The sequence below is a fragment of the Microbacterium sp. Root180 genome, assembly GCF_001428485.1.
Lineage (GTDB): Bacteria > Actinomycetota > Actinomycetes > Actinomycetales > Microbacteriaceae > Microbacterium.
This window is the reverse complement of the sequence record NZ_LMHS01000002.1, coordinates 35,324-60,665: the sequence shown is the minus strand read 5'-3', so window position 1 is coordinate 60,665 and position 25,342 is coordinate 35,324. Positions and strand designations below refer to the sequence as shown.

Genomic DNA, 25,342 nt, shown 5'->3' with positions numbered 1-25,342 from the left:
TCGTCGGGCAGTCGCAGCGAGACGAAACGCCTCGAACAGACGATCACCGTCGGTTCGGGGCGTTTCGTCTCGCGCGCTGCGATCGCTCGCTCAACGAGCGGGCGTGCATGTCAGAACCAGTCGGACTCGCGGATCTCCCGCATCGCGATGCGACGCTCCTCCGCCGTGAGCCGCTTGAGGTAGAGCATCCCGTCGAGGTGGTCGGTCTCGTGCTGCAGGGCCTGAGCCATGAGCCCCTCCCCCTCCAGCACGACCTCACGGCCGTCGAGGTCGATGCCGGTGACACGCGCCCACGGGTGACGCACCGCGTCGTGCCACAGACTCGGCACGGAGAGGCATCCCTCCCCCATCGTCTCCGGCTCGCCCGAGACCTCGAGCACCGGATTGAGCACGTAGCCGATCTCGCCGTCGATGTTGTAGCTGAATGCGCGCAGCCCGACGCCGATCTGGGGCGCCGCGAGTCCGGCGCGACCGGGTAGCTCGACGGTGTCGAGGAGATCGCGAACGAGGGCACGCACGCCGTCGTCGATCACGCCGATCGGGGCGCTCTCGGACGTGAGCACGGGGTCGCCGAAGACCCGGATGGAGCGAACCGCCATGGCGTGGCCTAGGCCGCAGACGCGAAGGTGCGCAGACCCTCGACGACGGTGGCGGCGAGGTCGCGCGCGGCATCGCGCGTGGCCGGCTGCAGGTCGCGGAAGACGATGGCGCTGCCGGCCGCGATGTGCGAGTCGTACGGCATGCGGACGACGGCGCGCACGCGCGTGCGGAAGTGCGCTTCGAGCTCTTCGAGCTGCACGAGCGGGGTGCCCGGCCTCGAGTTGTTGAGCACCACGACGGCGCCGCGCACCTTGTCGGCGTATCCGTTGGTCTCGAGCCAGGTGAGGGTCTCGGACGCGAGACGCGCCTCGTCGACGCTCAGGCCCGAGACGATGACGAGCTGGTCGGCCAGCTCCAGCGTCGCGCCCATCACGGAGTGCACGATGCCGGTGCCCGTGTCGGTCAGCACGATCGAGTAATAGTGCGCGGCGAGCGTGGCGACATCGCGGTAGTCCGCATCGCTGAACGCCTCCGACACGCGGGGGTCGGAATCCGACGCCACCACGTCGAGGCGGGTCTCGTCGCGGGCGACGATGTCGGAGAGGTCGTTGAACCCGACCACATCGCCCCGCGCACGCACGAGATCGCGCACGGTCTTGCCGCTGGCGCGAGCGATGCGCTCGGCGAGCGTGCCCCGGTCGGGGTTCGCGTCGACGGCGATCACGCGGTCGTCGCGCGCATCTGCGAGCGCCATGCCGAGCAGGGTCGTGACGGTCGTCTTGCCCACGCCACCCTTGCGCGAGAGCACGGGGACGAAGCGGGCACCGCCGTGGAGGGGGAAGGCGATACGGCGGTCGAGCTCCTTGCGTGCGCGTGCACGCTTGCCGTCGCCGAGATTGATCCGCCGGCCGGAGATCGAGTACAGCAAGTGCTGCCAGTAGCCCTCCGGCTCGCTCCGGACGACCTGATGCGGGTCGAGCAGGCGGTCGGCGGTCAGCAGGTCGGCCGTCTCGCGGTCGGCTTCGAACTCGCCCAGGCGCTTCGAGGTGAGGTTCACGTCGGCGCGGGGGTAGGTCGCGCGCTCCACCGGAGCCGCGGCTGCGGGTCGGGATGCGGCGCCGCCGACCGCGGCGACCTGCGGGTCTTCGATCGTCGGGGCCGAGCGGTCGGATGCCGCCGCCTCCGCGGCCACGGGAGCGGGCTCGGCGACCGGCGAGAACTCCGCCGCGGATCCGTCGTTCACGACATCGGCGTCCGCGATGTCCTCCAGCGGCTGCCAGTCCTCGATATCGTCCTCGACGGTCCAGTCCTCGGTCTCGACGCTCTCGACCAGTTCGGCTTCCGCGGTGTCGGCTGGGATCTCGACGACGAACGGCGCGCCGCCGTCGATCACCTCATCTTCGACGAGGTCGTCGTCCTCCTCTTCGGAGGGCAATTCGACGCTCACCTGGGCGGTGGCGCCACCGAGGATGCCGATTCCGCTGGTGTCGAGGCTGCCCGTGTCGGACAGCACACCGTTCTCAGCTTCGTCGGGCGTATGGTCAGGGCGATCAGGCGTCACTGCGTCGTTCTCCAAGCCAGGGAGGGGAATTCGGGCGATTTCCGCGTTCCAGGTTACTGCGCCGGGCGGATCACGACCAAAAGGTCTCCCGCGTCCACCTGTTGGGTCTCGCTGATCGCGAGGCGCTCCACGACGCCGTCGACGGGGGCGGTGATCGCCGCCTCCATCTTCATCGCCTCGATCGAGGCCACCGGCTGGCCGGCGGTCACCGTGGCGCCGACCGATGCCTTGAGGGTGACGACGCCCGAGAACGGTGCGGCCACCTGACCGGGTTTGGTCGTGTCCGCCCGCTCCGCCTGCTTGACGTCGACCTTGATGCTGCGGTCGCGGACGAAGACCGGCCGCAGCTGCCCGTTGAGCGTCGTCATGACGGTGCGGATGCCCTTGGCGTCGGCCTCGCCGATCGCCTCGAGCCCGACGTACAGCTGAACGCCCGGGTCGATCTCGGCGATGTGCTCCTCCCCCGGCTTGAGACCGTAGAGGTAGTCGGGGGTGCCGAGTGCGGTGAGGTCACCGTACGTCGCACGGTTCTTCTCGAACTCGCGCGCAGGGGCCGGGAACAGCAGTCGGTTCAGAGTGCGACGGCGCTCGACGCCGTCGCCGGCGAGGCCTGCCCGCTCTTCGTCGGTGAGCGGCGGGACCTCGATCGACACGGTGCGACCCGCCAGGACCTTCGTGCGGAACGGCTCGGGCCATCCCCCGGGAAGGTCGCCGAGCTCGCCCGCCATGAACCCGACCACCGAGTCAGGGATGTCGTAGTTGTGCGGATTCTGCTCGAAGTCGGCCGGATCTGCCCGCACCGCGACCAGCGCCAGCGCGAGGTCGCCGACCACCTTCGACGACGGTGTCACCTTCGGGATGCGGCCGAGCAGCCGGTCGGCCGCGGCGTACATGTCCTCGATGAGCTCGAAGTCGTCAGCCAGTCCGAGCGCGATCGCCTGCTGGCGGAGATTGGAGAGCTGGCCACCGGGGATCTCGTGGTGGTAGACGCGTCCCGTCGGCGCGGGAAGCCCCGACTCGAACGGGCGGTACAGGTGGCGCACGGCCTCCCAGTACGGCTCCAGGTCACTCACGGCCTGCAGGTCCAGGCCGGTGTCGCGGTCGGTGTGCGCCAAGGCTGCGACGAGTGCCGACAGGGACGGCTGGCTCGTCGTGCCCGACATCGGGGCGGCCGCGGCATCCACCGCGTCGACCCCCGCCGCGCTGGCGGCGAGGAGCGTCGCGAGCTGCCCGCCGGCGGTGTCGTGCGTGTGCAGGTGAACGGGAAGGTCGAACCGCTCGCGCAGGGCGGTCACCAGCTTGGCGGCGGCCGCGGGGCGCAGCAGGCCCGCCATGTCCTTGATCGCCAGCACGTGGGCACCGGCCTCGACGATCTGCTCGGCCAGTCGCAGGTAGTAGTCGAGCGTGTAGAGGCGCTCCGCCGGATCGAGGAGGTCGGAGGTGTAGCAGACTGCCACCTCGGCCAGCGCGGTCCCGGTGCCCCGCACGGCATCGATCGCCGGCCGCATCTGGGACACGTCGTTGAGCGCGTCGAAGATGCGGAACACGTCGACCCCGGTGGCGGCGGCCTCGGTCACGAAGGCATCGGTCACCTCGACGGGGCGCGGTGTGTAGCCCACCGTGTTGCGTCCGCGCAGCAGCATCTGGATCGGGATGTTGGGCATCGCCTCGCGCAGCGCCGCCAGGCGCTCCCACGGGTCTTCGGCGAGGAAGCGGAGGGCGACGTCGTAGGTCGCGCCTCCCCAGGCCTCGACGGACAGGAGCTGCGGCGTCATGCGCGCCACGTGAGGCCCGACGCGTACGAGATCGCGCGTGCGGACACGTGTGGCGAGGAGGGACTGGTGCGCGTCGCGGAACGTCGTCTCGGTGACGGCGAGCGGCGTCTGCTCGCGCAGCGCGCGGGCGAATCCTTCGGGTCCGAGCGCACGCAGACGCTCGAGCGTGCCGGCGGGCGGCGCGGCGGCGAGATCGATGTGCGGCAGCTTGCTGCCCGGCGACACCGAGAGCGGCTTCTCGCCGTACGGACGGTTGACGGTGACATCTGCGAGCCAGTTGAGGAGCTTCGTCGCGCGATCGCGGGAAGGGTTCCTGGTGAGCAGCTGCGGGCGCTCGTCGATGAAGGACGTGCTGACGTCGCCCGCCACGAACGCCTCGTCGTCGAGCACCGCGCGGAGGAACGGGATGTTCGTGGCGACTCCGCGGATGCGGAACTCGGCGAGGGCACGACGTGCGCGGGTGACCGCGGCCGGGAAGTCACGGCCGCGGCACGTGAGCTTGGCGAGCATCGAGTCGAAATGCGGGCTGATCTGCGATCCGGCGGCGGTCGTGCCGCCGTCCAGGCGGATGCCGGCACCGCCCGGCGAGCGATAGGTCGTGATGCGGCCGGTGTCGGGGCGGAAGCCCTGCGACGGGTCCTCCGTGGTGATGCGGCACTGCAGGGCGGCGCCGCGGAGCTGGATCTGGTCCTGCAGGAGCCCCAGCTCGGCGAGGGTCTCGCCCGAGGCGATGCGCATCTGCGACTGCACGAGGTCGACGTCCGTGACCTCCTCGGTCACGGTGTGCTCGACCTGAATGCGCGGGTTCATCTCGATGAAGACGACCTCACCGGTTCGAGGGCCGGCGGTCTCCAGCAGGAACTCGACGGTTCCGGCGTTCTCGTACCCGATGGAACGCGCGAACGCGACCGCGTAGGCGTGGAGCGCGTCGCGCACGGCGGGGTCGAGGTTCGGCGCGGGTGCGATCTCGATCACCTTCTGGTGTCGCCGCTGGACCGAGCAGTCGCGCTCGAAGAGGTGCACCGTCTCGCCCGACTTGTCGGCGAGGATCTGCACCTCGACGTGACGCGGTCGCTGGACGGCCTGCTCGAGGAAGACCCGGGCGTCGCCGAACGCGCTGCCGGCCTCTCGCATCGCTTCGGCGAGGGCCGGTGCCAGTTCGCCGGGCTGCTCCACGCGACGCATGCCGCGGCCTCCGCCGCCCGCGACGGCCTTGACGAAGATGGGGAAGCCGATGCCCTCGGCCTGCGCGACGAGCGCGTCGACATCGTCGGATGCATCGGTCGAGCGCAGCACCGGGACGCCGGCTGCGACAGCGTGTTGCTTCGCGGTGACCTTGTTGCCGGCCATCTCGAGTACAGACGAGGGCGGCCCGATGAAGACGAGTCCGTTGGCGGCGCACTTCTCGGCGAGATCGGGATTCTCGGAGAGGAACCCGTAGCCGGGGTAGACCGCGTCGGCGCCGGATGCCAGGGCGACCCGGATGATCTCGTCGATGTCGAGGTAGGCGCGGACGGGGTGCCCCTTCTCGCCGATCTCGTACGACTCGTCGGCCTTCTGCCGGTGCAGCGATCCGCGGTCCTCGAACGGGAACACCGCAACCGTTCGTGCCCCGAGTTCGTAGGCGGCGCGGAAGGCTCGGATGGCGATTTCGCCGCGATTCGCGACGAGGATCTTGCGGAACATTCGACCTCCGGAGGCGGCGGTGCGGGCGGGCCTGAGTGTGCTCTCAGCCTAGGGGACGGTAACGTGGTGAATTGTGCACGTGCTTTCCGTCAGCTCGCTCAAGGGTGGTGTCGGCAAGACGACCGTGACTCTCGGACTCGCTTCCGCGGCTTTCGCCCGCGGTGTCCGCACGCTCGTCGTCGACCTCGACCCGCAGTCCGACGTCTCGACGGGCATGGACATTCAGGTGGCCGGCCGCCTGAATGTCGCAGATGTCCTCGCGAACCCCAAGGAGAAGACGGTCCGCCAGGCCATCACCTCCAGCGGCTGGGCGAAGGTGCACCCCGGCACCATCGACGTCATGATCGGCAGCCCTTCGGCGATCAACTTCGACGGACCCCACCCGAGCGTGCGCGATGTGTGGAAGCTCGAAGAAGCTCTTGCAACGATCGAGGCCGACTACGACCTCGTCCTCATCGACTGCGCTCCCTCCCTCAACGCCCTCACCCGCACGGCGTGGGCCGCGAGCGACCGCGTCATCGTCATCACCGAGCCGGGCCTCTTCTCCGTCGCCGCGGCCGACCGCGCTCTCCGCGCGATCGAGGAGATCCGTCGCGGTCTCTCGCCGCGACTTCAGCCGCTCGGCATCGTCGTCAACCGCGTGCGACCGCAGTCCATCGAGCACCAGTTCCGCATCAAGGAGCTCCGGGACATGTTCGGCCCGCTCGTCCTCTCCCCGCAGCTCCCCGAGCGCACATCGCTCCAGCAGGCGCAGGGTGCCGCGAAGCCGCTCCACATCTGGCCGGGAGACTCGGCTCAGGAGCTCGCGGCGGATTTCGACTCGCTGCTCGATCGCGTCATGCGCACCGGTCGCATCCCGGTTCCCGGCGAAGCGCGCGCCTGACCCACGGGCTCACAGGGGTCCGAGCACGCCGCGCCCGCGTCGAGCCTCGAAGATCAGCTGCGTCTCCGTCTTCGTGACGGCCGGGTGACTCGTGATGTGCTCGAGGATGAGGTCGCGCAGCCGCTCGGGACTGGCGACCGCGACGTGCACGTGGAAGTCGTTGTCGCCCGAGACGTGAACGACCGACAGTGCCCCGGGAATTGCGGCGAGCCGATCGAAGAGCGCGTCGATGTGGGTGCGACTGTGGCTCGCGAGCTGCACCTGGATCACGGCCTGGATCGGTCGTCCGACGGCGGCGAGATCCACCCGCGCCGTGATGTCGGTGATGACCCCCGACTCGCGCAGCGCGCGGACGCGATAAGCGCAGGTCGACTCCGCGAGTCCGACGCGGGCTGCCAGCGCCGCGTTCGTCATCCGTCCGTCGTCCATGAGGGCCGCGAGGAGGGCGCGGTCGGTCGCATCGAGAGCCGTCGACACGACCTGCGGATTCTTCGGCGGGTGCGGCATCCGAGCTCCTCTGTTTGTGGAATCTGCAATACATGCTGTGTACTCACGACGGGTTCGTCAAGTCCGCTTGCCGATTCCTGCGCAATCACCGACGATCTCGATATGGCACCGAAGACGCTGCATCCTGACAGCCTTGCCGTCCACGCCGGCCGCGACGACCTCGCCGAGCTCGGTGTGCACGCTCTCCCCCTCGACCTCTCCTCCACGAATCCCCTCCCCGGGATCGATGTCGGCGGGCTCTCCTACGAAGTCCTCGCGACCGGCGGGCACCCGTTCGAGGGCGGCTCCCACGTGTACGCGCGGCTGTGGAATCCCACGGTCGCCCGGTTCGAAGACGCGCTGGCCCGCCTCGAGCATGCCGAGGAGGCCGTCGCCTTCTCCTCCGGCATGGCCGCCGTCACCGCCGTGCTCCTCGCGCTCTCGCACGAGAACGGCAAGCGCCACGTGGTGGCCGTGCGGCCGCTCTACGGCGGCACCGACCATCTGCTCGCGTCGGGACTGCTGGGCATCGAGGCCACCTACTGCACTCCGGCCGACGTCGCAGCCTCGATCCGCACCGACACCGCGCTCGTGATCCTGGAGTCGCCCGCGAACCCGACGCTCGAGCTGGTCGACATCCGCGCGGTCGTCGCGGCGGCCGGCGATGTGCCGGTCCTCGTGGACAACACCTTCGCGACGCCGGTGCTCCAGCATCCGCTCGACCTTGGCGCCGCCATCTCACTCCACAGCGCCACCAAGTACCTCGGCGGCCACGGCGACGTGGTCGGCGGAGTCGTCGCGTGCGATGCCGCCACCGCTGCTGCGCTGCGCCGCACACGGGCGATCACCGGCGCCATCATGCATCCGCTCGCCGCCTACCTGCTGCACCGGGGCCTCGCGACTCTCCCGGTGCGGGTGCGGGCGCAGCAGGACGGTGCGCGCGCCGTCGCACGCTGGCTCACGACGCGCCCCGAAGTGGCGCGGGTGCACTTCCCCGAGTTCGCGGAGTGCGATCCGCATGGTCTGATCGGCACGCAGCAGCACGGGCCCGGCGCGATGATCGCGATCGAGCTCTCCGGCGGGTTCGATGCCGCAGGGGCGCTGACCTCGTCGGTCGAGCTCTTCACCCACGCGGTCTCGCTGGGCAGCGTCGACTCCCTCATTCAGCACCCGGCCGCACTGACGCACCGTCCGGTGCAGAGCGAGGCGAAGCCGTCGGATGCGCTCGTCCGGCTCTCCATCGGTCTCGAGGATCCGCAGGACCTCATCGCCGATCTGGCACAGGCGCTGACCGCGGCTTCCACTGTCCGTCAGCCCGAGGCAGTCGCTGCGCGCTGACCCGACCGGAGACGCGGGCATACGGCCTCGGTGAGCACACCCCGCCTGGGGCGGTCCAGGATGCCGACGGTCAGGCGGTGCGGGCGGCGCGGCGAAGTGCGAGCTCGTCCATGGTTTCCGGCGCCTGGGCGTCGAGCTCGACGAGCTCGGACTCGACCTCGCGCAGGACCTTGCCGACGGCGATGCCGAAGACTCCCTGACCACGGCTGACCAGGTCGATGACCTCATCGTTCGACGTGCACAGGTAGACCGATGCGCCGTCGCTCATGAGCGTGGTGCCGGCGAGGTCGCGAATGCCCGAGGCGCGCAGCTGTTCGACCGCCGTGCGGATCTGCTGCAGCGAGATGCCGGTGTCGAGGAGTCGCTTGACGAGCTTGAGGACGAGGATGTCGCGGAAGCCGTAGAGACGCTGGGAGCCGGAGCCGCTGGCACCGCGCACCGTCGGCTCGACGAGCTCGGTGCGCGCCCAGTAGTCGAGTTGGCGGTAGGTGATGCCCGCCGCGCGAGCCGCCACCGCACCGCGGTAGCCGACCTCGTCGTCCATGGCCGGGAGTCCGTCGGTGAAGAGGAGCTCAGCGACGAACGGCTCGCCTTCGGCCGCTTCTCGAGCAGTCATGCTCGACCCCCCTCCGGATCGGATACTTCCACGCTAGATGAGGCACCCCGCTCGGGCAACGACATCGGCTGTAACGCCTCGGCGTGTCGCGCGATGCCGACGGTGCCGGTCAGGAGAGAAGCCGCTCGAGCGCGCCGCGCACGAAGATCGACCGCACCTCGTCCAGACGCTTGGCCAGCTCGGGTGCGAGTTCGCCCGCCCGACCTCGCGACGCGGAGTCGGTGCGCCTCAGCAGCGGGGCGAGCGCCTGCTCGACCAGGGCGACGTCGCGTTCGGCGTTCTGGCGCAGCGCTCGAACGTGGCGCGGCTCGATGCCGTGCCGGTCGAGCGCGACCAGCGCGCGCAGCAGGGCGACCTCCTGCTCCGAGTAGCCGTCGGATCCCGTGATCACTCCGGTGCTGATGGCGTCGTTGAGCAGCTGCGGCGCGGCCCCCGCCGCCGCGAGCAGTTCGTCACGGCGATACCGGCGCGGCGCCGGCACGATCGACGGCGGAGGGACGGCGGTGGGCGTGGCGGGCTGGCGGCCGGCATCGACGTCTTCGAGGTACTCGCGGATCACGACGAGGGGCAGATAGTGGTCGCGCTGGAGCGTGAGCGCGAGTCGCAGTCGTTCGAGGTCGGTGGGCGAGAACTTGCGGTAGCCCGACTCGGTGCGCAACGGCGTGACGATGCCCTGCACCTCGAGGAAACGGAGCTTGCTGGAGGTCAGCGACGGGAATTCGGGCGAGAGGCGTGCGAGCACCTGCCCGATGCTCAGAAGACCCGCGGACGATGATCGTTCGCGGGCGGATGCGGCCGGCATCACCCTTCCGGGGCCTGGGCGAGGTCTGCGGGAGAGACGAAGAAGTTCAGGCGGAACTTGCCGACGCGCACCTCTGCGCCGTTGTCCAGCACCGACCGGTCGACGCGCTCGCCGTTGACGTACGTGCCGTTGAGCGAGCGCTGGTCGACGAGCTCGAACGACGAGCCGGTCCGGGTGATCTCGGCGTGACGGCGCGAGACGGTGACGTCGTCGAAGAAGATGTCCGCCTCAGGGTGACGTCCGACGGTGGTCACATCGGTGTCGAGGAGGTACCGGGCGCCCGCCGTCGGTCCGGAGCGGACCAGCAACAGTGCGGCACCGGTCGGCAGCGCTTCGATGGCCTCGAGCTCGGCATCGGCCAGCTCGCTCCCGAACGGAACGAAGGAGAGATCCGAGTCGTGACCGAAGGTCTGGGTGGTGTCGGTTCCGCGGTCGGTGTCACCCGATTCGGCGCCCGCGCCGGAAGCCCGGCGGATGTCGCCCTCGTCGGGTCGGCGGTGTTCCTCCACGGTCGTCCTCCTCTGCTGCAAGCCTATCCGATCACCCGTGCCGCGAAAGAGGCGGAATCGGCACGACGCGACGTTCCGCTTTGTTTCGTCCCGTGTCGGTCGAGGTGTCCGGGGGCGGCGCCCGACCTAACGTGGGTGAAGAACGAAACTACGAGAAGGAGCCCCGCCGTGTCGAGCCAGCAGCGCCAGATCCCGCCCCTTGAGGTGCGCGAGAGTGCGACGTGCATGTGCGACCGCGGCGACGCCTGCTCCTCCTTCGCGCCGGGGCACGCGCTGCACCTGATCCAGTCGCGGCTGGCCGCGGCGACGCCGTCGGACTGGTCCGACGCGATCGTCGAGCACGCCGACGCTGCGTCGGGTGTGATCCTGCTGCGCACCCTCGCCGACGCCGAGCCGGTGGCCGTGTGGAGCGCTGCCGGCGCCGCCCTCGTGCTCACTCCGGGCGCGCCGGTCTCGGTGCACGGGCGGTACCACGTGCTCGCGGTCGGTCGCGAGCGCTTCAACGTCCTGCGTCGCTGATCGCGGTCGAGCTGCTGCGGCTCAGGCCGCCTTCATCATCATGTTCTTGACGGCCATGCAGGCGTCCATGCACGCCTTGCATGACTGAGCGCACATCTTGCAGACCTCGCTGTGGTCGGCATGCTCCATGCACTCGTCCATGCATGTCTGGCACATCGCGATGCAGGCGTCGAGCATCGCCATCATCGAAGCGGGCGTCATCCCCTGCATGCGCATCATGGCCCGCATCATCGTGTTGCACATGTCCGCGCAGTTCATGCACGCGGGCGCGCACGACATCATCTGCGTGGAGCACACCGTGCACGCCTGCTCGCAGGCCGAGCAGGCGTCCATACAGGCCTGCAGCACCGCCATGTCCATCGTGTCCATGCCCGGCATCGACATCATGTCCTTCGACATGGCGTCCATCATCATGGCGTCCATCCGCCACCGTCCTTCCGCTCTGCGGCCGGCGGGGCAGGTGCTCCCGCCTGGCGCCATGCTAGACCTCGCGGACGCGGGATCGAAGGGGGTCGATAGGCTCGATCGGGTGATGTCACAAGGAATTCACACGCGTTCATCCGCTCGCCCCCTCGCCCTCGCCGCGGCGTTCCTCCTGGCGTTCGCGGTGCTCCTGTTCGCGGGAGCGCCCGCTCAGGCCCACGACGAGCTTCTCGGCAGCGACCCCGCCGCGGACTCCACCGTCGATGCGCTCCCCGCGCAGATCTCGTTCACCTTCAGCGGCATCATCGCGACCGATGCGGGCGCGTCGGAGGTGTCGGTGACGGATGCTGCGGGCACCGAACTCGCCGACGGTGCGCCCACTGCGCAGGACAACGTGCTGACGCAGCCGCTGGCGGGCGCAGCATCCGGCCCCCTCACCGTCCTGTGGAAGACCGTATCCAGTGACGGTCACCCGATCTCGGGCGAGTTCGCCTTCACCGTCTCCGGCACACCGACGCCGACTCCGACGCAGACCACGACCCCCGAGCCGACGGCGACGTCCGATCCGACGCCGACTCCGACGCCGTCCGCGAGCGCTCCCCCCGCCGCGTCGGGATCTTCGTCGTGGCCGTGGATCGTCGTGGGCGTCGTGCTGATCGCCATCGCCGGCGCCGTGCTCTACCTGCTGGTGTCGCGCGCGCGCCGCGAGAAGGCGCTCGCCGAGAACCGCGAGCGGGCGCTCGGCGGCGACCCCGGGTCCGGCTCAGCGCCTCCCGCCGCGCAGTAGGCTGGAAGCATGCCTCACTACGACGTCGTCATCCTCGGCGCGGGCCCCGGCGGGTATGTCGCGGCCGTCCGCAGCGCTCAGCTCGGCCTCTCCGTCGCGATCATCGAAGAGAAGTACTGGGGTGGTGTGTGCCTCAACGTGGGGTGCATCCCCTCCAAGGCTCTGCTGCGCAACGCCGATCTCGCGCACATCTTCCACGACCAGGCCGAGCTGTTCGGCATCTCGGGCGAGGTGTCCTTCGACTTCGGCGTCGCGTGGGACCGCAGTCGCAAGGTGTCCGAGACGCACGTCAAGGGCATCCACTACCTGATGAAGAAGAACAAGGTCACCGAGTACGAGGGCCGCGGAACCTTCACGGGCCCGAACGCGATCACCGTGGCCAAGGCCGATGGCGCCACCGAGGAGGTCACGTTCGACAACGCGATCATCGCGACCGGCTCGAAGGTGCGCCTGCTGCCCGGCGTGACGCTCAGCGAGAACGTCGTCACGTACGAAGAGCAGATCATGTCGCGCGGCCTGCCCGAGTCGATCGTCATCGTCGGGGCCGGTGCGATCGGCATGGAGTTCGGCTTCGTCATGACCCACTACGGCGTCAAGGTCACGATCATCGAGTTCCTCGACCGCGCCCTCCCCAACGAGGACGCAGACGTGTCGAAGGAGATCGCCCGCCACTACAAGAAGTACGGCGTCGACATCCTCACCTCGACCAAGGTCGAGACGGTCGTCGACTCGGGCGACAAGGTCACCGTCACCTACACCGCCAAAGACGGCTCGCAGGGATCGATCGAAGCCGACAAGGTGCTCATGTCGATCGGCTTCGCCGCCAACGTCGAAGGCTTCGGCCTCGAGGCGACGGGCGTGAAGCTCACCGACCGCGGCGCCATCGACATCGACGACCACATGCGCACGAACGTGCCGCACATCTACGCGATCGGCGACGTGACGGCCAAGCTGCAGCTCGCCCACGTGGCAGAGGCGCAGGGCGTGGTCGCCGCCGAGACGATCGGCAAGGCCGAGACGATGACCCTCGGCGACTACCGCATGATGCCGCGCGCCACGTTCTGCTCGCCGCAGGTGGCCTCGTTCGGCCTCACCGAGCAGCAGGCGCGCGATGCCGGCTACGACGTCAAGGTCGCGAAGTTCCCGTTCTCGGCCAACGGCAAGGCGAACGGCCTCGGCGAGCCGATCGGCTTCGTCAAGCTCATCGCCGACGGCGAGCACCTCGAACTCCTCGGCGGGCACCTGATCGGACCCGACGTATCCGAGCTCCTGCCCGAACTGACCCTCGCGCAGAAGTGGGACCTCACCGCCCTCGAGACCGCCCGCAACGTCCACACCCACCCGACGCTGTCCGAGGCCGTGCAGGAGGCCTTCCACGGCCTCGCAGGCCACATGATCAACCTCTGACGGTTCACACGTGAGAAGGCCCCGGGTGCAGTCCGGGGCCTTCGTCGTTCGTCCGGGTCAGTGGCCGAGCGCTCTTGCGAGCTTGGAATCGGATGCCGCGGCCCGGCCGCCTGCGGCCAGCGCGGCCGTCTCGACGGCCGCGAAGAACGACGCGCGCCACTGCGGGTCCGCGGGGGCCGCGGGGCCGAGTTCGATCTCCCACTCGTGCCACTCGCGATCGATGCCGTTGCGCTCGTCGCGCGTGCGGACGTGATCGTCGGCGAACTCCGCGATCACACCGCCGTCCTGCCCGGCGAGCGCGTACGCGACGCGCTCGTTGCGGATGCGCGCGAGCGGCGTCAGCTCGGCGTCACCCAGGACGCCGGACAGCTCGGTTCGCGCTGCCGCCGGGACGACGCCCTCCGCCCCGAGCGGCCAGTGCAGTTCGACGCGCCCGCCATCGGCTCCGCGCGGCCCCTTGATGTGCCAGCCGGCGTCGGGCCCGCCGGTGCGGCGACGCAGGGCGAAGCCGCGGCGGGCGAGCGCGCCATCGGCCGTGTCGAGGTAGATCGCATCCAGCGAGCGCTCCTCGCCGGCACTCACCGTCACGACGCCGGGAAGCTCCGACCAATCCGGCACGGCAGCCCCGGCGTCGACGTCGAACTTCAGCTCGATCTCGACGGACCGCGCCGGAGGGTCGCCGCGATCAGCGCCGGTCACTCGCCGAGTCGCTGTAGGGGTCGATCTCGTCCTGCGACTCGACGAACCAGAACTCGGCTTCGGTAGGGCCGTCGCCCTCGCCGGTCTTCTCGAGCGAGCCCTTGCGCTCGTACACGACCTGGGTTTCGCTGTACGGGACGATCAGACGTTCGAGCTGCGGGTCTTCGAGGGGCAGGAGCTGCCCGTCGAGCGGGCCTCCGTGGAGTCGTGCGATGGCCATGAGGCCAGCGTAGACCCGGCTCCCGACGACGCACGCGACCGTCGCCGCTCGCGTGTCCGGCGAGCCACCCCGCGCATCGCCGGTCCGCTGTGCGCCAGGAAGCGGAGTGCAAGCGTTTTCATCCAATGCCCCTAGAATCGCTCGCGTGAAGGCCATCCGAACGTTCACCGTCCGCCCCGTCCTCGCCGAGGCCCTCGCACCCCTCGACCGACTCGCCGCCAACTGGCGGTGGTCGTGGAGCCGTGCGACTCATGCCCTCTTCGCGTCGATGGATCCCACGCTGTGGGAGTCGATCGGCGAGAACCCGGCGCGCATGCTGGGCGCACTCGGACAGGATCGCCTCGACGAGCTCGCTCGCGACGAGGATTTCGTGCGTCGCGTGCGCGAGGAGGACGAACGCCTCACCGCCTATCTCGACGGGGACCGCTGGTTCCAGCGTCTCGAAGGCGACAAGCCGGTGCACATCGCCTACTTCTCCCCGGAGTTCGGTGTGGACGGTTCGCTCCCCCAGTACTCGGGCGGACTCGGCATCCTCGCGGGCGACCACCTCAAGAGCGCATCCGATCTCGGTGTCCCGCTGACCGGAGTCGGCCTCTTCTACCGCGCCGGCTACTTCCGCCAGTCGATCGGCGACGACGGCTGGCAGCGCGAGAGCTACCCGCTGCTCGACCCCTACGGTCTCGGGCTGACGCTGCTGCGCGACCGCGAGGGCGCGCCCGTCGAGATCGGGCTGGAGCTTCCGGGCGACCGCGTGCTGCATGCGCGCGTGTGGGTCGCCGACATCGGGCGCATCCCGCTGCTGCTGCTCGACTCCGAGACGCCGTCCAACTCGGACGAGCTGCGCAAGGTCACGGACCGTCTCTACGGGGGCGGCGGTGAGCACCGGCTGCTGCAGGAGCTGCTCCTCGGTGTGGGCGGCGTGCGCGCCGTGCGCGTGTGGTCCGAGCTCACAGGCCGACCGGCGCCGGACGTCTACCACACCAATGAGGGGCACGCCGGCTTCCAGGGGCTCGAGCGGATGTCGGAGCTCATCACCCACGACGGGCTGGACTTCGACACCGCGCTGGCGCAGGTACGGGCGGGGACGGTCTTCACGACCCACACCCCGGTTCCCGCAGGGATCGACCGGTTCCCGCGCGACCTCATCGCCGATTACCTCGCGACCGGACTCTTCGCGAACCTCGACGCCGGGCGCGCAATCTCGCTCGGACTCGAGACGTGGGAGGGCGGCGACCAGGGCGTCTTCAACATGGCCGTCCTCGGCCTGCACCTCGGGCAGCACGCCAACGGCGTCTCCGTGCTCCACGGCGAGGTCAGCCGCGGCATGTTCGGGATGCTGTGGCCCCGCGTCGACGTGGACGAGGTGCCGATCACCTCGATCACCAACGGCGTGCACGCGCCCACGTGGGTCCATCCGGCACTCAAGGCCCTCAGCGAGCGAGCGTGGGGCGACGCGCTCACCGACACGCACGATTGGAACGACCGCGGTGCCGTCAGCGACGCCGAGCTGTGGGGCGTGCGTCAGCAGATGAAGGGCGAGCTCGTCGCCGAGGCGCGACACCGGGTCGCGGCATCCCTCGCCACCGGCTCGGGGATCGTGCCCGGATGGCTCGAGGATCTGCTCGACCCCGAGGTCCTGACGATCGGGTTCGCCCGCCGCGTGCCGACCTACAAGCGCTTGACGCTCATGCTGCGCGACCCCGAGCGCCTCACCGCGCTGCTGACCGATCCCGAGCGCCCGGTGCAGATCGTCATCGGCGGCAAGTCGCACCCCGCCGACGACTCGGGCAAGATCCTGATCCAGCAGCTCGTGCGGTTCAGCCGCGACCCCAAGGTGCGCGGGCGCATCGTGTTCCTGCCGGACTACGACATCGGCCTCGCCAAGGACCTCTACCCCGGCTGCGACGTGTGGCTCAACAATCCGCTGCGTCCGCTCGAGGCGTGCGGCACGAGCGGGATGAAGGCAGCACTCAACGGCGCGCTGAACCTGTCGATCCTCGACGGCTGGTGGGACGAGTGGTACGACGGCCGCAACGGCTGGGCGATCCCGACCGCCGACACCGCATCGAGCGACGAGGAGCGCGATGACGCCGAGGCGGCGGCGCTGTACGACCTCATCGAGCACCAGCTCGTCCCGAAGTTCTACGAGCGCGAGGGCGGGGTGCCGGTGGCCTGGCTCGACATGGTGCGCCACACCATGACCGATCTCGGGCAGAAGGCGACGAGCGACCGCATGGTGCGCGACTACGTGCAGCGGCTGTACGTCCCCTCGGCGGCGCACGACGTCGCGCTGCGTGCCGACGGCTTCGCCGAGGCGCGGGCGGTTGCCGCCTTCGTCGCACGGGTGACGGAGGCCTGGCCCCGCGTCGTCATCGCGGGCGTCGACTCGTCCGGCATCCCGTCCCAGGCGCAGGCCGGTGACGCGCTCGAGGTGAGCGCCGCGGTCCGGCTCGACGGGCTCTCGCCGGAGGATGTGGCCGTCGAGCTCGCGTACGGGCGCACCGACGAGGACGACGCCCTCTCCCGCGATCACTCCGTGCAGCGCCTGCAGCCGGCCGGGCCCGCCGTGGACGGCCTCACGACGTTCACGGGAACGCTGCCGCTGGCAGTGACGGGAACGTTCGGCTACACGGTGAGGGTCGTGCCGGCGCATCCGCAGCTCGTCTCCCCCGTCGAGCTCGGCCTCGTCGCGTACCCGTCGTGATCCCCGTCGGGCTCGGATGGCCCGGCGGAGCGAATATCGTGGATCCGTGAAGCCGTTCGTCCTCCTCGCCACACGGGCCGAAGACGTGCCCGCCGACGAGGAGTACGCGCTGTTCCTGCGCTACACCGGGCTCGACGAGCGCGATCTGATGCGAGTCCGGCTCGAGGCCGACCCGATGCCCCGGTTCGATCTGGACCGCATCTCGGGAATCTTCGTGGGCGGCGGACCCTTCAACGCGTCCGACGCCGACGAGACGAAATCGGCGGTGCAGCACCGGGTCGAGGCGGAGTTCGAGGCGCTGCTGGACGAGGTGGTCGCGCGCGACTTCCCGTTCCTCGGTGCCTGCTACGGCATCGGCACGCTCGGCGCGCACCAGGGCGCCCTCATCGATCGCACCTACCCCGAGCCCATCAGCGTCGTGCCCGTGACGCTCACCGAAGACGGAGCATCCGATCCGCTCCTCGAGGATCTGCCGCGAGAGTTCGACGCCTTCGTCGGACACAAGGAGGCGATCACGGTGCTGCCTTCGTCGGCGACGCTGCTCGCCTCGTCGCCGAACTGCCCGGTGCAGATGTTCAAGGTGCGCCGCAACGTCTACGCGACGCAGTTCCATCCCGAGCTCGACGTCGACGGAATCACGACACGCATCCACGCCTACGCCGGTTACGGATACTTCGCCGCCGACGAGCTCGAACTCACGCTGGCCGCCGTGCGTCGAGCCTCGGTCTCGCATCCGAGCCGGATGCTGCGGACCTTCGTCGAGCGCTACGCCCGCTAGAGAGGCCGCGTCACTCGTCCTTCGGATCGGACTTCCGACGAGCCTTCGCGGCGGCGGCCTGCGCGAGCTGCAGCTCGTCGGACGCGACGCGCAGGGCATCCTCTGCGCGCTTGACCCGACGCGCCTCGAACGTGGGCGTGCCGTACTTCTCACGTACGCGGTCCTCGTCCTGCGCGACGGTCACGATGATCCACGTGGAGGCGAGCAGGATCACCTGCGCCGACAGATTGAACCACAGCAGCAGGGCGATGAGCGCGGCGAAGGAGGCGAGGAGCGGATTGGCTCCGGCGCCGCGGACGAACAGGCCCGACAGCTGCTGCAGCACCGTGAGGGCGACGCCTCCGATCAGAGATCCCGCGATGAGGGTGGCCGGACGGGCCTTGACGCCGCTCAGCACGACGAACGCGAGGGCGACGATCGCCGCATCGAGCAGGAACACCGCGCCGATGGCGAGCACCTGGGTCGCGACGTCACCCACCCACGAGTCGGCGCCGAACCAGTCCCCCACGACGCCGATGAAGGTCGTGCCGTAGAAGGTCACCGCGGCGGACAGGACGAATCCCCCGCCGATGGCGAGGGCGAGCAGCAGGTTGCGGACGATCACCCAGATCCAGAACACGTCGTCGTGGATCTCGTCGGCGAGCGTCCGCAGCGCGGCCCGCAGCGACCCGATCGCGCCGATCGCCGCACCCACCAGGGCGACCGCGGACAGGATGCCGGCGAAGGTGAATCCCAGCGGCTCGATCTGGTCGACCTTGATGAGGCCGTCTTCCCCGATGAGACCCGGGATCGCGGCATCCACCGTGTTCACGAGCGCCTGCCACGCCGCCGGATTCCCGTCCAGCCAGAGGGCGGCGAAGGAGAAACCCAGCAGCACGGCCGCGAAGACGGAGAACAGGGCCCGGTACGTGATGCTGTCCGACAGCATCGGCCCGCGCCGTTCCAGGTAGTGGAACCACACGCGCACCACCCGGAGAGACAGCGCCCAGGCGGTCAGCTTCGCGATCAAGTCGGCCATGTCGTCAGGCTATCCGGGCCTCGGCCGCGAGAGCTCGGGGTTGACGAGGCATTCCCCTCGTGGTCCTCGGGGCCATATCATGGCGGCGGGGCGTCATGTGACGAAAGTTGGGGAAGGGACGCAAGTGAATGGGCTGGCGCAGACTCTGGTGACCACGGGCGTCGTCGACGCCGGTGCGATCTCCGCTGTGCTCGCCGACGTCGCCGACGACGCGGAGCTGCGGCAGCGCCTCGTCGCAGCACAGCTCGCGACCGAGACGCAGATCGCCGAGGCCGTCGCCGCGCACACCGGATACCCGTTCGTCGACCTGAGCGCCGACACGCTCGACCCGGCGGTCGTCGCCGCCGTCGCCCCGACTCTCTGTCGCCGCTATCACCTCATCCCGCTCTCGCGAGGACGGCGCCAGCTGGTCATCGGAATGATCGATCCGACCGACCTCATCGCTCTGGACGATGTCGCCACTGCGACGGATCTCAACATCATTCCCGTCGTCGTGGCCGCCGACGCACTGTCGGCCGCGTTCGCACGATTCCTGCGGTCCGACGAGGAGCTCAGCGATCTCTCAGAGCAGATCGGCGAGATCGCCGCGGCCGACGGCGCCGGCTCGACCGAATCGCTCGATGAACAGGTCGACGACGCGCCGATCGTGCGATTCGTGAACCTCCTCATCACGCAGGCCATCAACGACCGCGCGAGCGACATCCATATCGAGCCGGGCGAACGCCAGCTGACGGTCAGGTATCGCATCGACGGGGTGCTGCACGAGATGCAGAAGGCCGACCGCTCGATCCAGGACGGCGTGATCTCGAGACTCAAGATCATGGCGTCGATCGACATCGCCGAACGCCGCAAGCCGCAGGACGGCCGCCTCTCCGTGCTTCACGACGGCCGCCAGGTCGACCTGCGCCTGGCGACGCTGCCCACGGTGTGGGGCGAGAAGATCGTCATGCGCATCCTCGACAACTCCGGCACCGCCCTGGAGATGTCGGACCTCCTCTTCTCCGCCATCAACGAGCAGCGCTTCCGCACCGCCATCACACGGCCGCACGGCATGGTGCTCGTCACCGGACCGACGGGATCGGGAAAGTCGACCACCCTCTACACGGCTCTGCACACAGTGGCGAACTCCCGCATCAACGTGATCACGGTGGAGGATCCGGTCGAGTACCGCATCGCAGGCATCAACCAGGTGCAGGTGAATCAACGCGCCGGCATGACGTTCCAGGCGGCGCTCCGGTCCATCCTGCGCTCCGACCCCGACGTCGTGCTCGTGGGCGAGATCCGCGACCAGGAGACGGCGACGATCTCGATCGAGGCGGCCCTGACCGGACACCTCGTGCTCTCGACACTGCACACGAACGACGCGCCGAGCGCCCTCACACGGCTCATCGAGATCGGCTGCGAGCCGTATCTCGTGGGCACGGCGCTCTCCGCCGTCGTCGCCCAGCGCCTCGCTCGCCGCCTGTGCATGAAGTGCCGGGAACCGCACGTCGAGACCCGCGAAGCGCTCGCAGCGGCAGGGTTCCCCCACGATCCGAACGACCTGCCCCAGCTCTATCGCGCCGTCGGGTGTGGCGCGTGCTCCAACACGGGCTTCCGCGGCCGAGTCGCTCTGCACGAGGTGATGACCCTCAGCGAAGGGCTCGAGCACCTGGCCGTCTCGCGGGCGACAGGCACCGCGATGCGCCAGCTCGCGCTGGAGGAGGGCATGGTGTCGCTGCGCGAGGACGGGTTCTCGAAGGTCGCGCTGGGCATCACGACCATCGACGAGGTCCTCCGCGTCGCCGTGTGATCCCGGCTCCGCGGCGTCCCGCTACGCGTTGCCCTGCTGGCCGAGTTCGCCGTAGATCGAGAAGATCGGCATGTAGAGCGAGACGACCATGCCGCCGATGATGATGCCGATTCCGACGATCAGGATCGGCTCGATCGAGGCGGTGAGCTGGTCCGTGGCGGTCTCGACCTCGTTCTCGTAGAAGTCGGCGATGCTTGCGAGCATGTCGGCCAGCGTGCCCGACTCCTCGCCGACCGCGATCATCTGGGCGACCATCGGCGGGAACACCTCGGCCTTCGCCAGCGGGGCCGAGAACGAGCGGCCCTGCTTGACGGACTCCTGGATGTCGCGCACGGCCTGCTCGATCTTCCAGTTGTTCGACGCGGAGCCCACGATAGACAGGGCCTGCACGAGCGGCACCCCGGCGTTGAGCATCATCGACAGGCTGCGCGTGAACCGCGCGACAGCGATCTTCGTGGCGAGCGGACCGAACACGGGGAGCTTGAGCTTCCAGGGGTCGACGACCTTGCGAACCTTCTCCTCGCGACGATTGCGCACCCACCAGAGCCACGCCGCGATCCCGAGCACGATGGCGACGGGAAGGATCCACACCATGTTGTTCGAGAGCGTGACGAGGATCTGCGTCGGGATGGGCAGCTGCGAGCCCATGTTCTTGAACATCCCCTCGAAGATGGGGACGACGAAGGTCACCATCGCCACGACGCCGAGAATGGCGATGACGAACACGATGATCGGGTAGGTCGTGGCGGACTTGATCTTCCCCTGCAGCTCGGCCTCGCCCTGATACGTCTCTGCGATCGTCGTCAGGGACTGCCCGAGGAAACCGCCGGTCTCCCCGACCCGCACCATGCTGATCATGAGCGGCGGGAACACGTCGGGATACACCGCGAGCGCCTGCGAGAACGACAGGCCCGACTCGACGGAGGCGTACACGCCCGTCAGGGCGTGCTGCAGCTTCTTGTCCTCGGCCTGCTCGATGAGGATCGACAGGGTGCGCATCAAGGGCAGACCGGCGTTGATGAGTCCCGCCATCTGCTTCGCGAAGACCGCCAGGGTGCCGACCTTGACCCGCTTCTCGAACCCCGGGATCGAGATGTCCTGATTGAGCCCCGTCTTCGAGGTCAAACTCACCTCGAGGGGCGTGAGGCCCTGCGCGCGGAGCTTGGAAGTGACCGCGTTCTCGCCGGCCGCCTCGAGCGTGCCCTTGACGATCGCCCCGCCGTTCATGTCGACGGCGCGGTACGTGTACTCCTCGAGCAGTGCCATCAGAATCCCCACCCGGCCGGTTGACGGTCGGACGAATGCTGCGACCACGCCTCGGCGTCGAGATCCCTCGGCCTCACCCGGGCGTCGTCGAGCGACGACGGATCCATCGCGTAGGCCTTCGCCATCGACATGGCGATGCTGCCCGCCTCGACGTGGCGGCGCAGATCCTGGTCGAGCGTGTGCATACCGAGGCTGCCGCCGGCCTGGAGCATCGAGTAGATCTGGCTGACCTGTCCCTCACGGATGAGGTTCGCGATGGCGGGCGTGTTGATCAGGACCTCGGTGGCGATCACTCGACCGTCGCTCTGCGCCATCGGCAGCAGGGTCTGGCTGATGATGCCCTGGAGCGTGTCACCGAGCTGTGTCCGCACCTGGGTCTGCTGGTCGGGCGGGAAGGCATCGACGATGCGGTTGATCGACTTCGCCGCGCTCTGGGTGTGCAGGGTCGACAGCACGAGGTGACCGGTCTCGGCTGCGGACAGCGCGGTCGAGATGGATGCCGGGTCCCGGAGCTCGCCGATGAGGATGACGTCAGGGTCCTGTCGCAGGACCCGACGCAGGGCTTCCGCGAAGGACACCGTGTCGCTCCCGATCTCGCGCTGGTGGATCAACGACCTGCGGCTCGTGTGCTGGAACTCGACGGGGTCCTCGACCGTGACGATGTGCGCCGGCAGAGTGCGGTTGACGATGTCGATCATCGCGCTCAGAGTCGTGGACTTGCCCGAGCCGGTCGGACCGGTGACGAGCACGAGACCGCGGGGCTTGAGCACCAGGTCCTTCGCCACCGCGGGCACCCCGAGCTGCTCGAGGGAGAAGGCCTTGTCGGGGATGAATCGCATCGCGACAGCGACATCCCCGAGCTGACGGAAGACGTTGACACGGAACCGCGCGACGTCGGGTACCGAATAGGACAGGTCCACCTCGCCGTGCTGACTGAACTCCGCGATCTGTTCGGAGGTCATCAGCGAGCCGACGGCCTGTTCGAGCCAGTGCGTGCCGGTGGGCTCGATGAAGCCGGGGATCTCGACCAGGTCGCCGTCCACGCGCATCAGCGGCGGGTGGTTGGCGGTGAGGTGAACGTCGGATGCGCCGGCCCTGCCCGCGGTTCCGAGCATCTCGGCAAGTGATTCGGCGTGGTACATGTCATTCTCCCGTTCGGAGGAAGGCGAGCGCCGTGACCGTGAGGACACCGTCCTCGAGCGTGCCGTCGATGGGTGCGATGAGACGCGGCCCGCGGGCGAGCCCATCCATGAAGGCCGCGGCGGCGGCGGCACTCGGGACGACCACCTTGATCGTGACCGGAATCTGCTTCTGAGGAGAGTCCTCGGCGGTCGCCGGGGCTTCTGCGGGAGCCTCGGCGCCGTCAGCAGCATCCGTCGTCCCGTCGGACTCCGCATTCGCCGACGTGTCCTCGGCTTCACCCTCATCCGTGGGGGCCGCCTCGTCTTCCACGTCCGAATCCAGTCCGGTGCGCGGTGTCCAAGGCTCGATCTCCGCGACCGTGAAGCTCTCGATCGTGCCGCCGACGGTGTCGGCGGCCGCGACGGCGAGTTCGATCACATCGTCCATGCGGGTGGTCGCCGTGATCTGGCTCTGAAGTGCGGTCACATCGGTGACGATCTCGTCGATGGTCTCGTTCGCCGCGGCCAACTCGGTCACCTGGATCTGGTAGATCTGGTTGGTCTGCGCGACCGTCTTCGTGCTCGCGTCCGTCGTCTGGGCCGAGCTGAACAGCGGCACCCCGGCGAGGGTCACGCCGGCCACGAGCACGGCGACCACGAGGACGATGCCGAGCAGATTGATCATCTGACGGGGGATGCTCATTCGGAATCCTCCTTGTAGGCGCCCGTGTACACGGTCTGATCGAACGCGATGCGGATCTGATAGACGTATCCGGCATCTTCGGCCGTGACCTCCCAGCCGTCGGCATCGATCACCCCGGGCAGCGGTCGCACCGCGCGCACGAGGTCCACGATGTCGCGCGGGGCCTGGCTGACCAGCTCGACGGTGCCCGCGGCGCCGATCTCCTCCTCGGGGACGTCCCCCTGTGGCATGCCCGCAGGCGCAAGGCTGTAGCCGGTGATCACGACGCCCTCCGGAAGCCCACCCGCCACCGTCGCGATGAGACCGCTCCACCGGAGGTCGGTCGCCATCGCATCGCGCCGGAAATCGGTCAGCTCGGACTGCAGGTCGACCATCGCGCGGACGTCCGACAGGCCATCCAATTGTGCGAGCAGGGTATTCGTCCGCGTCGTCTCGAGGCCGAGCCGCTGCATCGCGCCGATGTTGACCCAGAGTCCGGCTGCGGCCACACCGACCACCACGAGCACCGCGAGCACGAGGGCACCCACCCAACGCCGCATCAGCCGCGACTTCTCGCGGCGATCGGTCTCGGCTCGCGGCATGAGGTTGACGCGGGGAGCCGCACCGAACGCGTACGCGGGCGGGTTCGCAATCGCCATCATCGCGCGTCTCCCAGCGCCAGGCCCACCGTCGTCAGGAGGTTGAGGCCGACGTCTCCCGTGGGCACGCCCTTCTTTCCGTCGATGATCTCGGCCGCACCCGCGTACGAGACCGGAAGGGGGAGGCTCGCTGCCAGAGCGTCGGCGATGCCGGGCGCGGCGGCGCCGGCACCTGAGAGGAGGACCCGCGTGACCGGCTCATCCCCCGAGCGCCCGGCGTAGAACGCGAGCGTGCTGTGCAGTCGCCCGACGAGATCGCTCAGAGCGGAGTCCGACATTCCAGCCGGGCGCACCGCACGCCCTCCCGTCCGCAGTCGCCGCACCGGGGACTCGGTCGACGGCGGAACGGTCTCGAGGATCTCCTCGGGCACGGCGACCGGTTCTGCGCTCTCCGTCGCGGCGATCTGCTCCCGCTCGCGGACGGCTTCGGTGACGATCTCGATGGGCAGGATGCGGACGAACTTCGGGATCCCGTCGCGCACCACCACGACGTAGCTGGTGTGGTCGCCGAGGTGCAGAGCGGCGACGGACTCACCCGGCGCAGCCAGGCGGCTCGCCGCCCGTGCCAGTCCGAACGGCGCGAGATCGACCACATCGACCGTGATCTTGGCCTTCGCGATGGTGCTGATGAGCTGCTCGACCGTCTCGGACACCGCCGCGACCAGGAGTCCCGTGATCTGGTCTCCCTGCTGCGTGGCGGGGTAGAAGTCGAGGACAGCCTGATCGGCCGGGACAGGCAGCAGATCCTGCACCTGGAAAGGCAGTGCCTGGCGGAGGAGGTCGGGGCGCAGTGCCTGCGTCGTGTACTCCCGCACCAGGATCCGTCTGCTGCCGATGCCGAGGACGACTCGGCGGCTGGTGAACCCCGCGCGCGACCACAGCTGACGGAGGGCGAGCGCGACGGCATCGACGTCGAAGACCTCGGAGTCCTTCGCCGCGCCCGGAGGCAGGGGAACCGAGGCACACGTGACGAGCGCCGGAGAACGCCCGATGGTCACCTCCGCCGCTCGGACCGCCTCTTCGGTGATCTCGAGGCCGATCGTCGTCTTTCCCATGACCTCTCCCCTCTCT

At 69.2% G+C, this 25,342-nt stretch carries 24 protein-coding genes; 8 read left to right on the top strand and 16 right to left on the bottom strand.

Going from position 1 to position 25,342, the window contains the following annotated elements:
• Positions 1–110 precede the first annotated feature (110 nt).
• The 3 genes from ASD93_RS04570 to ASD93_RS04560 form a co-directional block, all read right to left on the bottom strand.
• Entirely contained in the window at positions 111–599 is a 489-nt protein-coding gene (locus tag ASD93_RS04570) for a peptide deformylase (RefSeq protein ID WP_056119373.1), read from the bottom strand.
• 8 nt (positions 600–607) lie between these two features.
• Entirely contained in the window at positions 608–2,053 is a 1,446-nt protein-coding gene (locus ASD93_RS04565) for a MinD/ParA family protein (protein WP_321163619.1), read from the bottom strand.
• Positions 2,054–2,154: 101 nt separating this feature from the next.
• On the bottom strand, positions 2,155–5,562 hold the full coding sequence (locus tag ASD93_RS04560) for a pyruvate carboxylase (protein ID WP_056119368.1): 3,408 nt from the start codon (positions 5,560–5,562) through the stop codon (positions 2,155–2,157).
• Between the two features lie 73 nt (positions 5,563–5,635).
• On the opposite strand from ASD93_RS04560, the gene ASD93_RS04555 reads away from it, so the two are divergent.
• Positions 5,636–6,445 carry a ParA family protein gene (locus ASD93_RS04555; protein WP_056119365.1) on the top strand — a complete coding sequence of 270 codons (810 nt, stop codon included), beginning with the start codon at positions 5,636–5,638 and terminating at the stop codon, positions 6,443–6,445.
• Positions 6,446–6,454: 9 nt separating this feature from the next.
• Here ASD93_RS04555 and ASD93_RS04550 read toward each other — a convergent pair whose 3' ends face one another.
• Positions 6,455–6,952, bottom strand: a complete 498-nt coding sequence (locus tag ASD93_RS04550) for an Lrp/AsnC family transcriptional regulator (protein ID WP_056119361.1) — start codon at positions 6,950–6,952, stop codon at positions 6,455–6,457.
• Between the two features lie 102 nt (positions 6,953–7,054).
• Between ASD93_RS04550 and ASD93_RS04545 the strand changes: the two genes are divergently transcribed.
• Positions 7,055–8,269 (top strand): trans-sulfuration enzyme family protein, encoded by a 1,215-nt coding sequence (locus tag ASD93_RS04545; protein WP_056119359.1) that lies wholly within the window; start codon positions 7,055–7,057, stop codon positions 8,267–8,269.
• 70 nt (positions 8,270–8,339) lie between these two features.
• Here ASD93_RS04545 and ASD93_RS04540 read toward each other — a convergent pair whose 3' ends face one another.
• The 3 genes from ASD93_RS04540 to ASD93_RS04530 all read right to left on the bottom strand — a co-directional run bounded on the left by ASD93_RS04540 (position 8,340) and on the right by ASD93_RS04530 (position 10,196).
• On the bottom strand, positions 8,340–8,885 hold the full coding sequence (locus ASD93_RS04540) for a MerR family transcriptional regulator (protein WP_056119357.1): 546 nt from the start codon (positions 8,883–8,885) through the stop codon (positions 8,340–8,342).
• Positions 8,886–8,994: 109 nt separating this feature from the next.
• Positions 8,995–9,687, bottom strand: a complete 693-nt coding sequence (locus ASD93_RS04535; RefSeq protein ID WP_056119356.1) for a MerR family transcriptional regulator — start codon at positions 9,685–9,687, stop codon at positions 8,995–8,997.
• On the bottom strand, positions 9,687–10,196 hold the full coding sequence (locus tag ASD93_RS04530; RefSeq protein ID WP_056119354.1) for an FHA domain-containing protein: 510 nt from the start codon (positions 10,194–10,196) through the stop codon (positions 9,687–9,689). The genes ASD93_RS04535 and ASD93_RS04530 overlap by 1 nt, the downstream gene beginning before the upstream one ends.
• 168 nt (positions 10,197–10,364) lie before the next feature.
• Between ASD93_RS04530 and ASD93_RS04525 the strand changes: the two genes are divergently transcribed.
• Positions 10,365–10,715 (top strand): hypothetical protein, encoded by a 351-nt coding sequence (locus ASD93_RS04525; protein WP_056119352.1) that lies wholly within the window; start codon positions 10,365–10,367, stop codon positions 10,713–10,715.
• A 21-nt stretch (positions 10,716–10,736) separates the two neighbouring features.
• On the opposite strand, the gene ASD93_RS04520 is transcribed toward ASD93_RS04525, so the two are convergent.
• On the bottom strand, positions 10,737–11,138 hold the full coding sequence (locus ASD93_RS04520) for a hypothetical protein (protein WP_056119350.1): 402 nt from the start codon (positions 11,136–11,138) through the stop codon (positions 10,737–10,739).
• 109 nt (positions 11,139–11,247) lie between these two features.
• Here ASD93_RS04520 and ASD93_RS16245 point away from each other — a divergent pair, with 109 nt between their 5' ends.
• Positions 11,248–11,925, top strand: coding sequence for a copper resistance protein CopC (locus tag ASD93_RS16245; RefSeq protein ID WP_056120871.1), 678 nt, complete (start codon positions 11,248–11,250; stop codon positions 11,923–11,925).
• A gap of 9 nt (positions 11,926–11,934) precedes the next feature.
• Positions 11,935–13,332: a dihydrolipoyl dehydrogenase gene (lpdA, locus tag ASD93_RS04510; protein WP_056119349.1), complete on the top strand. Its 1,398-nt coding sequence runs from the start codon at positions 11,935–11,937 to the stop codon at positions 13,330–13,332.
• Between the two features lie 57 nt (positions 13,333–13,389).
• On the opposite strand, the gene ASD93_RS04505 is transcribed toward lpdA, so the two are convergent.
• Both ASD93_RS04505 and ASD93_RS04500 read right to left on the bottom strand, forming a co-directional pair.
• A complete protein-coding gene (locus tag ASD93_RS04505) occupies positions 13,390–14,031 on the bottom strand; it encodes a CYTH domain-containing protein (RefSeq protein WP_056119346.1) in 642 nt (213 codons plus the stop codon).
• Positions 14,018–14,251 (bottom strand): hypothetical protein, encoded by a 234-nt coding sequence (locus tag ASD93_RS04500; protein WP_056119344.1) that lies wholly within the window; start codon positions 14,249–14,251, stop codon positions 14,018–14,020. The genes ASD93_RS04505 and ASD93_RS04500 overlap by 14 nt, the downstream gene beginning before the upstream one ends.
• Before the next feature lie 145 nt (positions 14,252–14,396).
• Between ASD93_RS04500 and glgP the strand changes: the two genes are divergently transcribed.
• Both glgP and ASD93_RS04490 read left to right on the top strand, forming a co-directional pair.
• The gene (glgP, locus tag ASD93_RS04495; protein WP_056119342.1) at positions 14,397–16,955 is read left to right on the top strand and encodes an alpha-glucan family phosphorylase; all 2,559 of its coding nucleotides are present in this window, start codon (positions 14,397–14,399) and stop codon (positions 16,953–16,955) included.
• 46 nt (positions 16,956–17,001) lie between these two features.
• Entirely contained in the window at positions 17,002–17,733 is a 732-nt protein-coding gene (locus ASD93_RS04490; RefSeq protein ID WP_056119339.1) for a glutamine amidotransferase, read from the top strand.
• Positions 17,734–17,743: 10 nt separating this feature from the next.
• Here the strand turns inward: ASD93_RS04490 and ASD93_RS04485 are convergent, their stop codons facing one another.
• A complete protein-coding gene (locus ASD93_RS04485) occupies positions 17,744–18,751 on the bottom strand; it encodes a YihY/virulence factor BrkB family protein (protein ID WP_056119335.1) in 1,008 nt (335 codons plus the stop codon).
• 79 nt (positions 18,752–18,830) lie between these two features.
• On the opposite strand from ASD93_RS04485, the gene ASD93_RS04480 reads away from it, so the two are divergent.
• A complete protein-coding gene (locus tag ASD93_RS04480; protein ID WP_056119334.1) occupies positions 18,831–20,543 on the top strand; it encodes a GspE/PulE family protein in 1,713 nt (570 codons plus the stop codon).
• A gap of 21 nt (positions 20,544–20,564) precedes the next feature.
• Here ASD93_RS04480 and ASD93_RS04475 read toward each other — a convergent pair whose 3' ends face one another.
• The 5 genes from ASD93_RS04475 to pilM are packed head-to-tail and all read right to left on the bottom strand — an operon-like array spanning position 20,565 to position 25,326.
• A complete protein-coding gene (locus ASD93_RS04475) occupies positions 20,565–21,809 on the bottom strand; it encodes a type II secretion system F family protein (protein WP_056119332.1) in 1,245 nt (414 codons plus the stop codon).
• Positions 21,809–22,951, bottom strand: coding sequence for a type IV pilus twitching motility protein PilT (locus ASD93_RS04470; RefSeq protein ID WP_082569180.1), 1,143 nt, complete (start codon positions 22,949–22,951; stop codon positions 21,809–21,811). Before ASD93_RS04470 ends, ASD93_RS04475 begins: the two co-directional genes overlap by 1 nt.
• A 1-nt stretch (position 22,952) precedes the next feature.
• The gene (locus ASD93_RS04465; protein WP_056119330.1) at positions 22,953–23,633 is read right to left on the bottom strand and encodes a hypothetical protein; all 681 of its coding nucleotides are present in this window, start codon (positions 23,631–23,633) and stop codon (positions 22,953–22,955) included.
• Positions 23,630–24,274, bottom strand: coding sequence for a hypothetical protein (locus ASD93_RS04460; protein WP_235566882.1), 645 nt, complete (start codon positions 24,272–24,274; stop codon positions 23,630–23,632). Before ASD93_RS04460 ends, ASD93_RS04465 begins: the two co-directional genes overlap by 4 nt.
• Positions 24,271–25,326: a pilus assembly protein PilM gene (gene pilM, locus ASD93_RS04455; RefSeq protein WP_056119327.1), complete on the bottom strand. Its 1,056-nt coding sequence runs from the start codon at positions 25,324–25,326 to the stop codon at positions 24,271–24,273. The genes ASD93_RS04460 and pilM overlap by 4 nt, the downstream gene beginning before the upstream one ends.
• Positions 25,327–25,342 lie beyond the last annotated feature (16 nt).

Excerpts from the sequence above, each read along its gene's own strand:
- ASD93_RS04570 (WP_056119373.1), bottom strand. The coding sequence starts at position 599 with ATGGCGGTTCGCTCCATCCGGGTCTTCGGCGACCCCGTGCTCACGTCC.
- ASD93_RS04560 (WP_056119368.1), bottom strand. The coding sequence starts at position 5,562 with ATGTTCCGCAAGATCCTCGTCGCGAATCGCGGCGAAATCGCCATCCGA.
- ASD93_RS04550 (WP_056119361.1), bottom strand. The coding sequence starts at position 6,952 with ATGCCGCACCCGCCGAAGAATCCGCAGGTCGTGTCGACGGCTCTCGAT.
- ASD93_RS04545 (WP_056119359.1), top strand. The coding sequence starts at position 7,055 with ATGGCACCGAAGACGCTGCATCCTGACAGCCTTGCCGTCCACGCCGGC.
- ASD93_RS04540 (WP_056119357.1), bottom strand. The coding sequence starts at position 8,885 with ATGACTGCTCGAGAAGCGGCCGAAGGCGAGCCGTTCGTCGCTGAGCTC.
- ASD93_RS04535 (WP_056119356.1), bottom strand. The coding sequence starts at position 9,687 with ATGCCGGCCGCATCCGCCCGCGAACGATCATCGTCCGCGGGTCTTCTG.
- ASD93_RS04520 (WP_056119350.1), bottom strand. The coding sequence starts at position 11,138 with ATGGACGCCATGATGATGGACGCCATGTCGAAGGACATGATGTCGATG.
- ASD93_RS16245 (WP_056120871.1), top strand. The coding sequence starts at position 11,248 with ATGTCACAAGGAATTCACACGCGTTCATCCGCTCGCCCCCTCGCCCTC.
- lpdA (WP_056119349.1), top strand. The coding sequence starts at position 11,935 with ATGCCTCACTACGACGTCGTCATCCTCGGCGCGGGCCCCGGCGGGTAT.
- ASD93_RS04500 (WP_056119344.1), bottom strand. The coding sequence starts at position 14,251 with ATGGCCATCGCACGACTCCACGGAGGCCCGCTCGACGGGCAGCTCCTG.
- ASD93_RS04485 (WP_056119335.1), bottom strand. The coding sequence starts at position 18,751 with ATGGCCGACTTGATCGCGAAGCTGACCGCCTGGGCGCTGTCTCTCCGG.
- ASD93_RS04480 (WP_056119334.1), top strand. The coding sequence starts at position 18,831 with ATGGCGGCGGGGCGTCATGTGACGAAAGTTGGGGAAGGGACGCAAGTG.
- ASD93_RS04475 (WP_056119332.1), bottom strand. The coding sequence starts at position 21,809 with ATGGCACTGCTCGAGGAGTACACGTACCGCGCCGTCGACATGAACGGC.
- ASD93_RS04470 (WP_082569180.1), bottom strand. The coding sequence starts at position 22,951 with ATGTACCACGCCGAATCACTTGCCGAGATGCTCGGAACCGCGGGCAGG.
- ASD93_RS04465 (WP_056119330.1), bottom strand. The coding sequence starts at position 23,633 with ATGAGCATCCCCCGTCAGATGATCAATCTGCTCGGCATCGTCCTCGTG.
- ASD93_RS04460 (WP_235566882.1), bottom strand. The coding sequence starts at position 24,274 with ATGATGGCGATTGCGAACCCGCCCGCGTACGCGTTCGGTGCGGCTCCC.
- pilM (WP_056119327.1), bottom strand. The coding sequence starts at position 25,326 with ATGGGAAAGACGACGATCGGCCTCGAGATCACCGAAGAGGCGGTCCGA.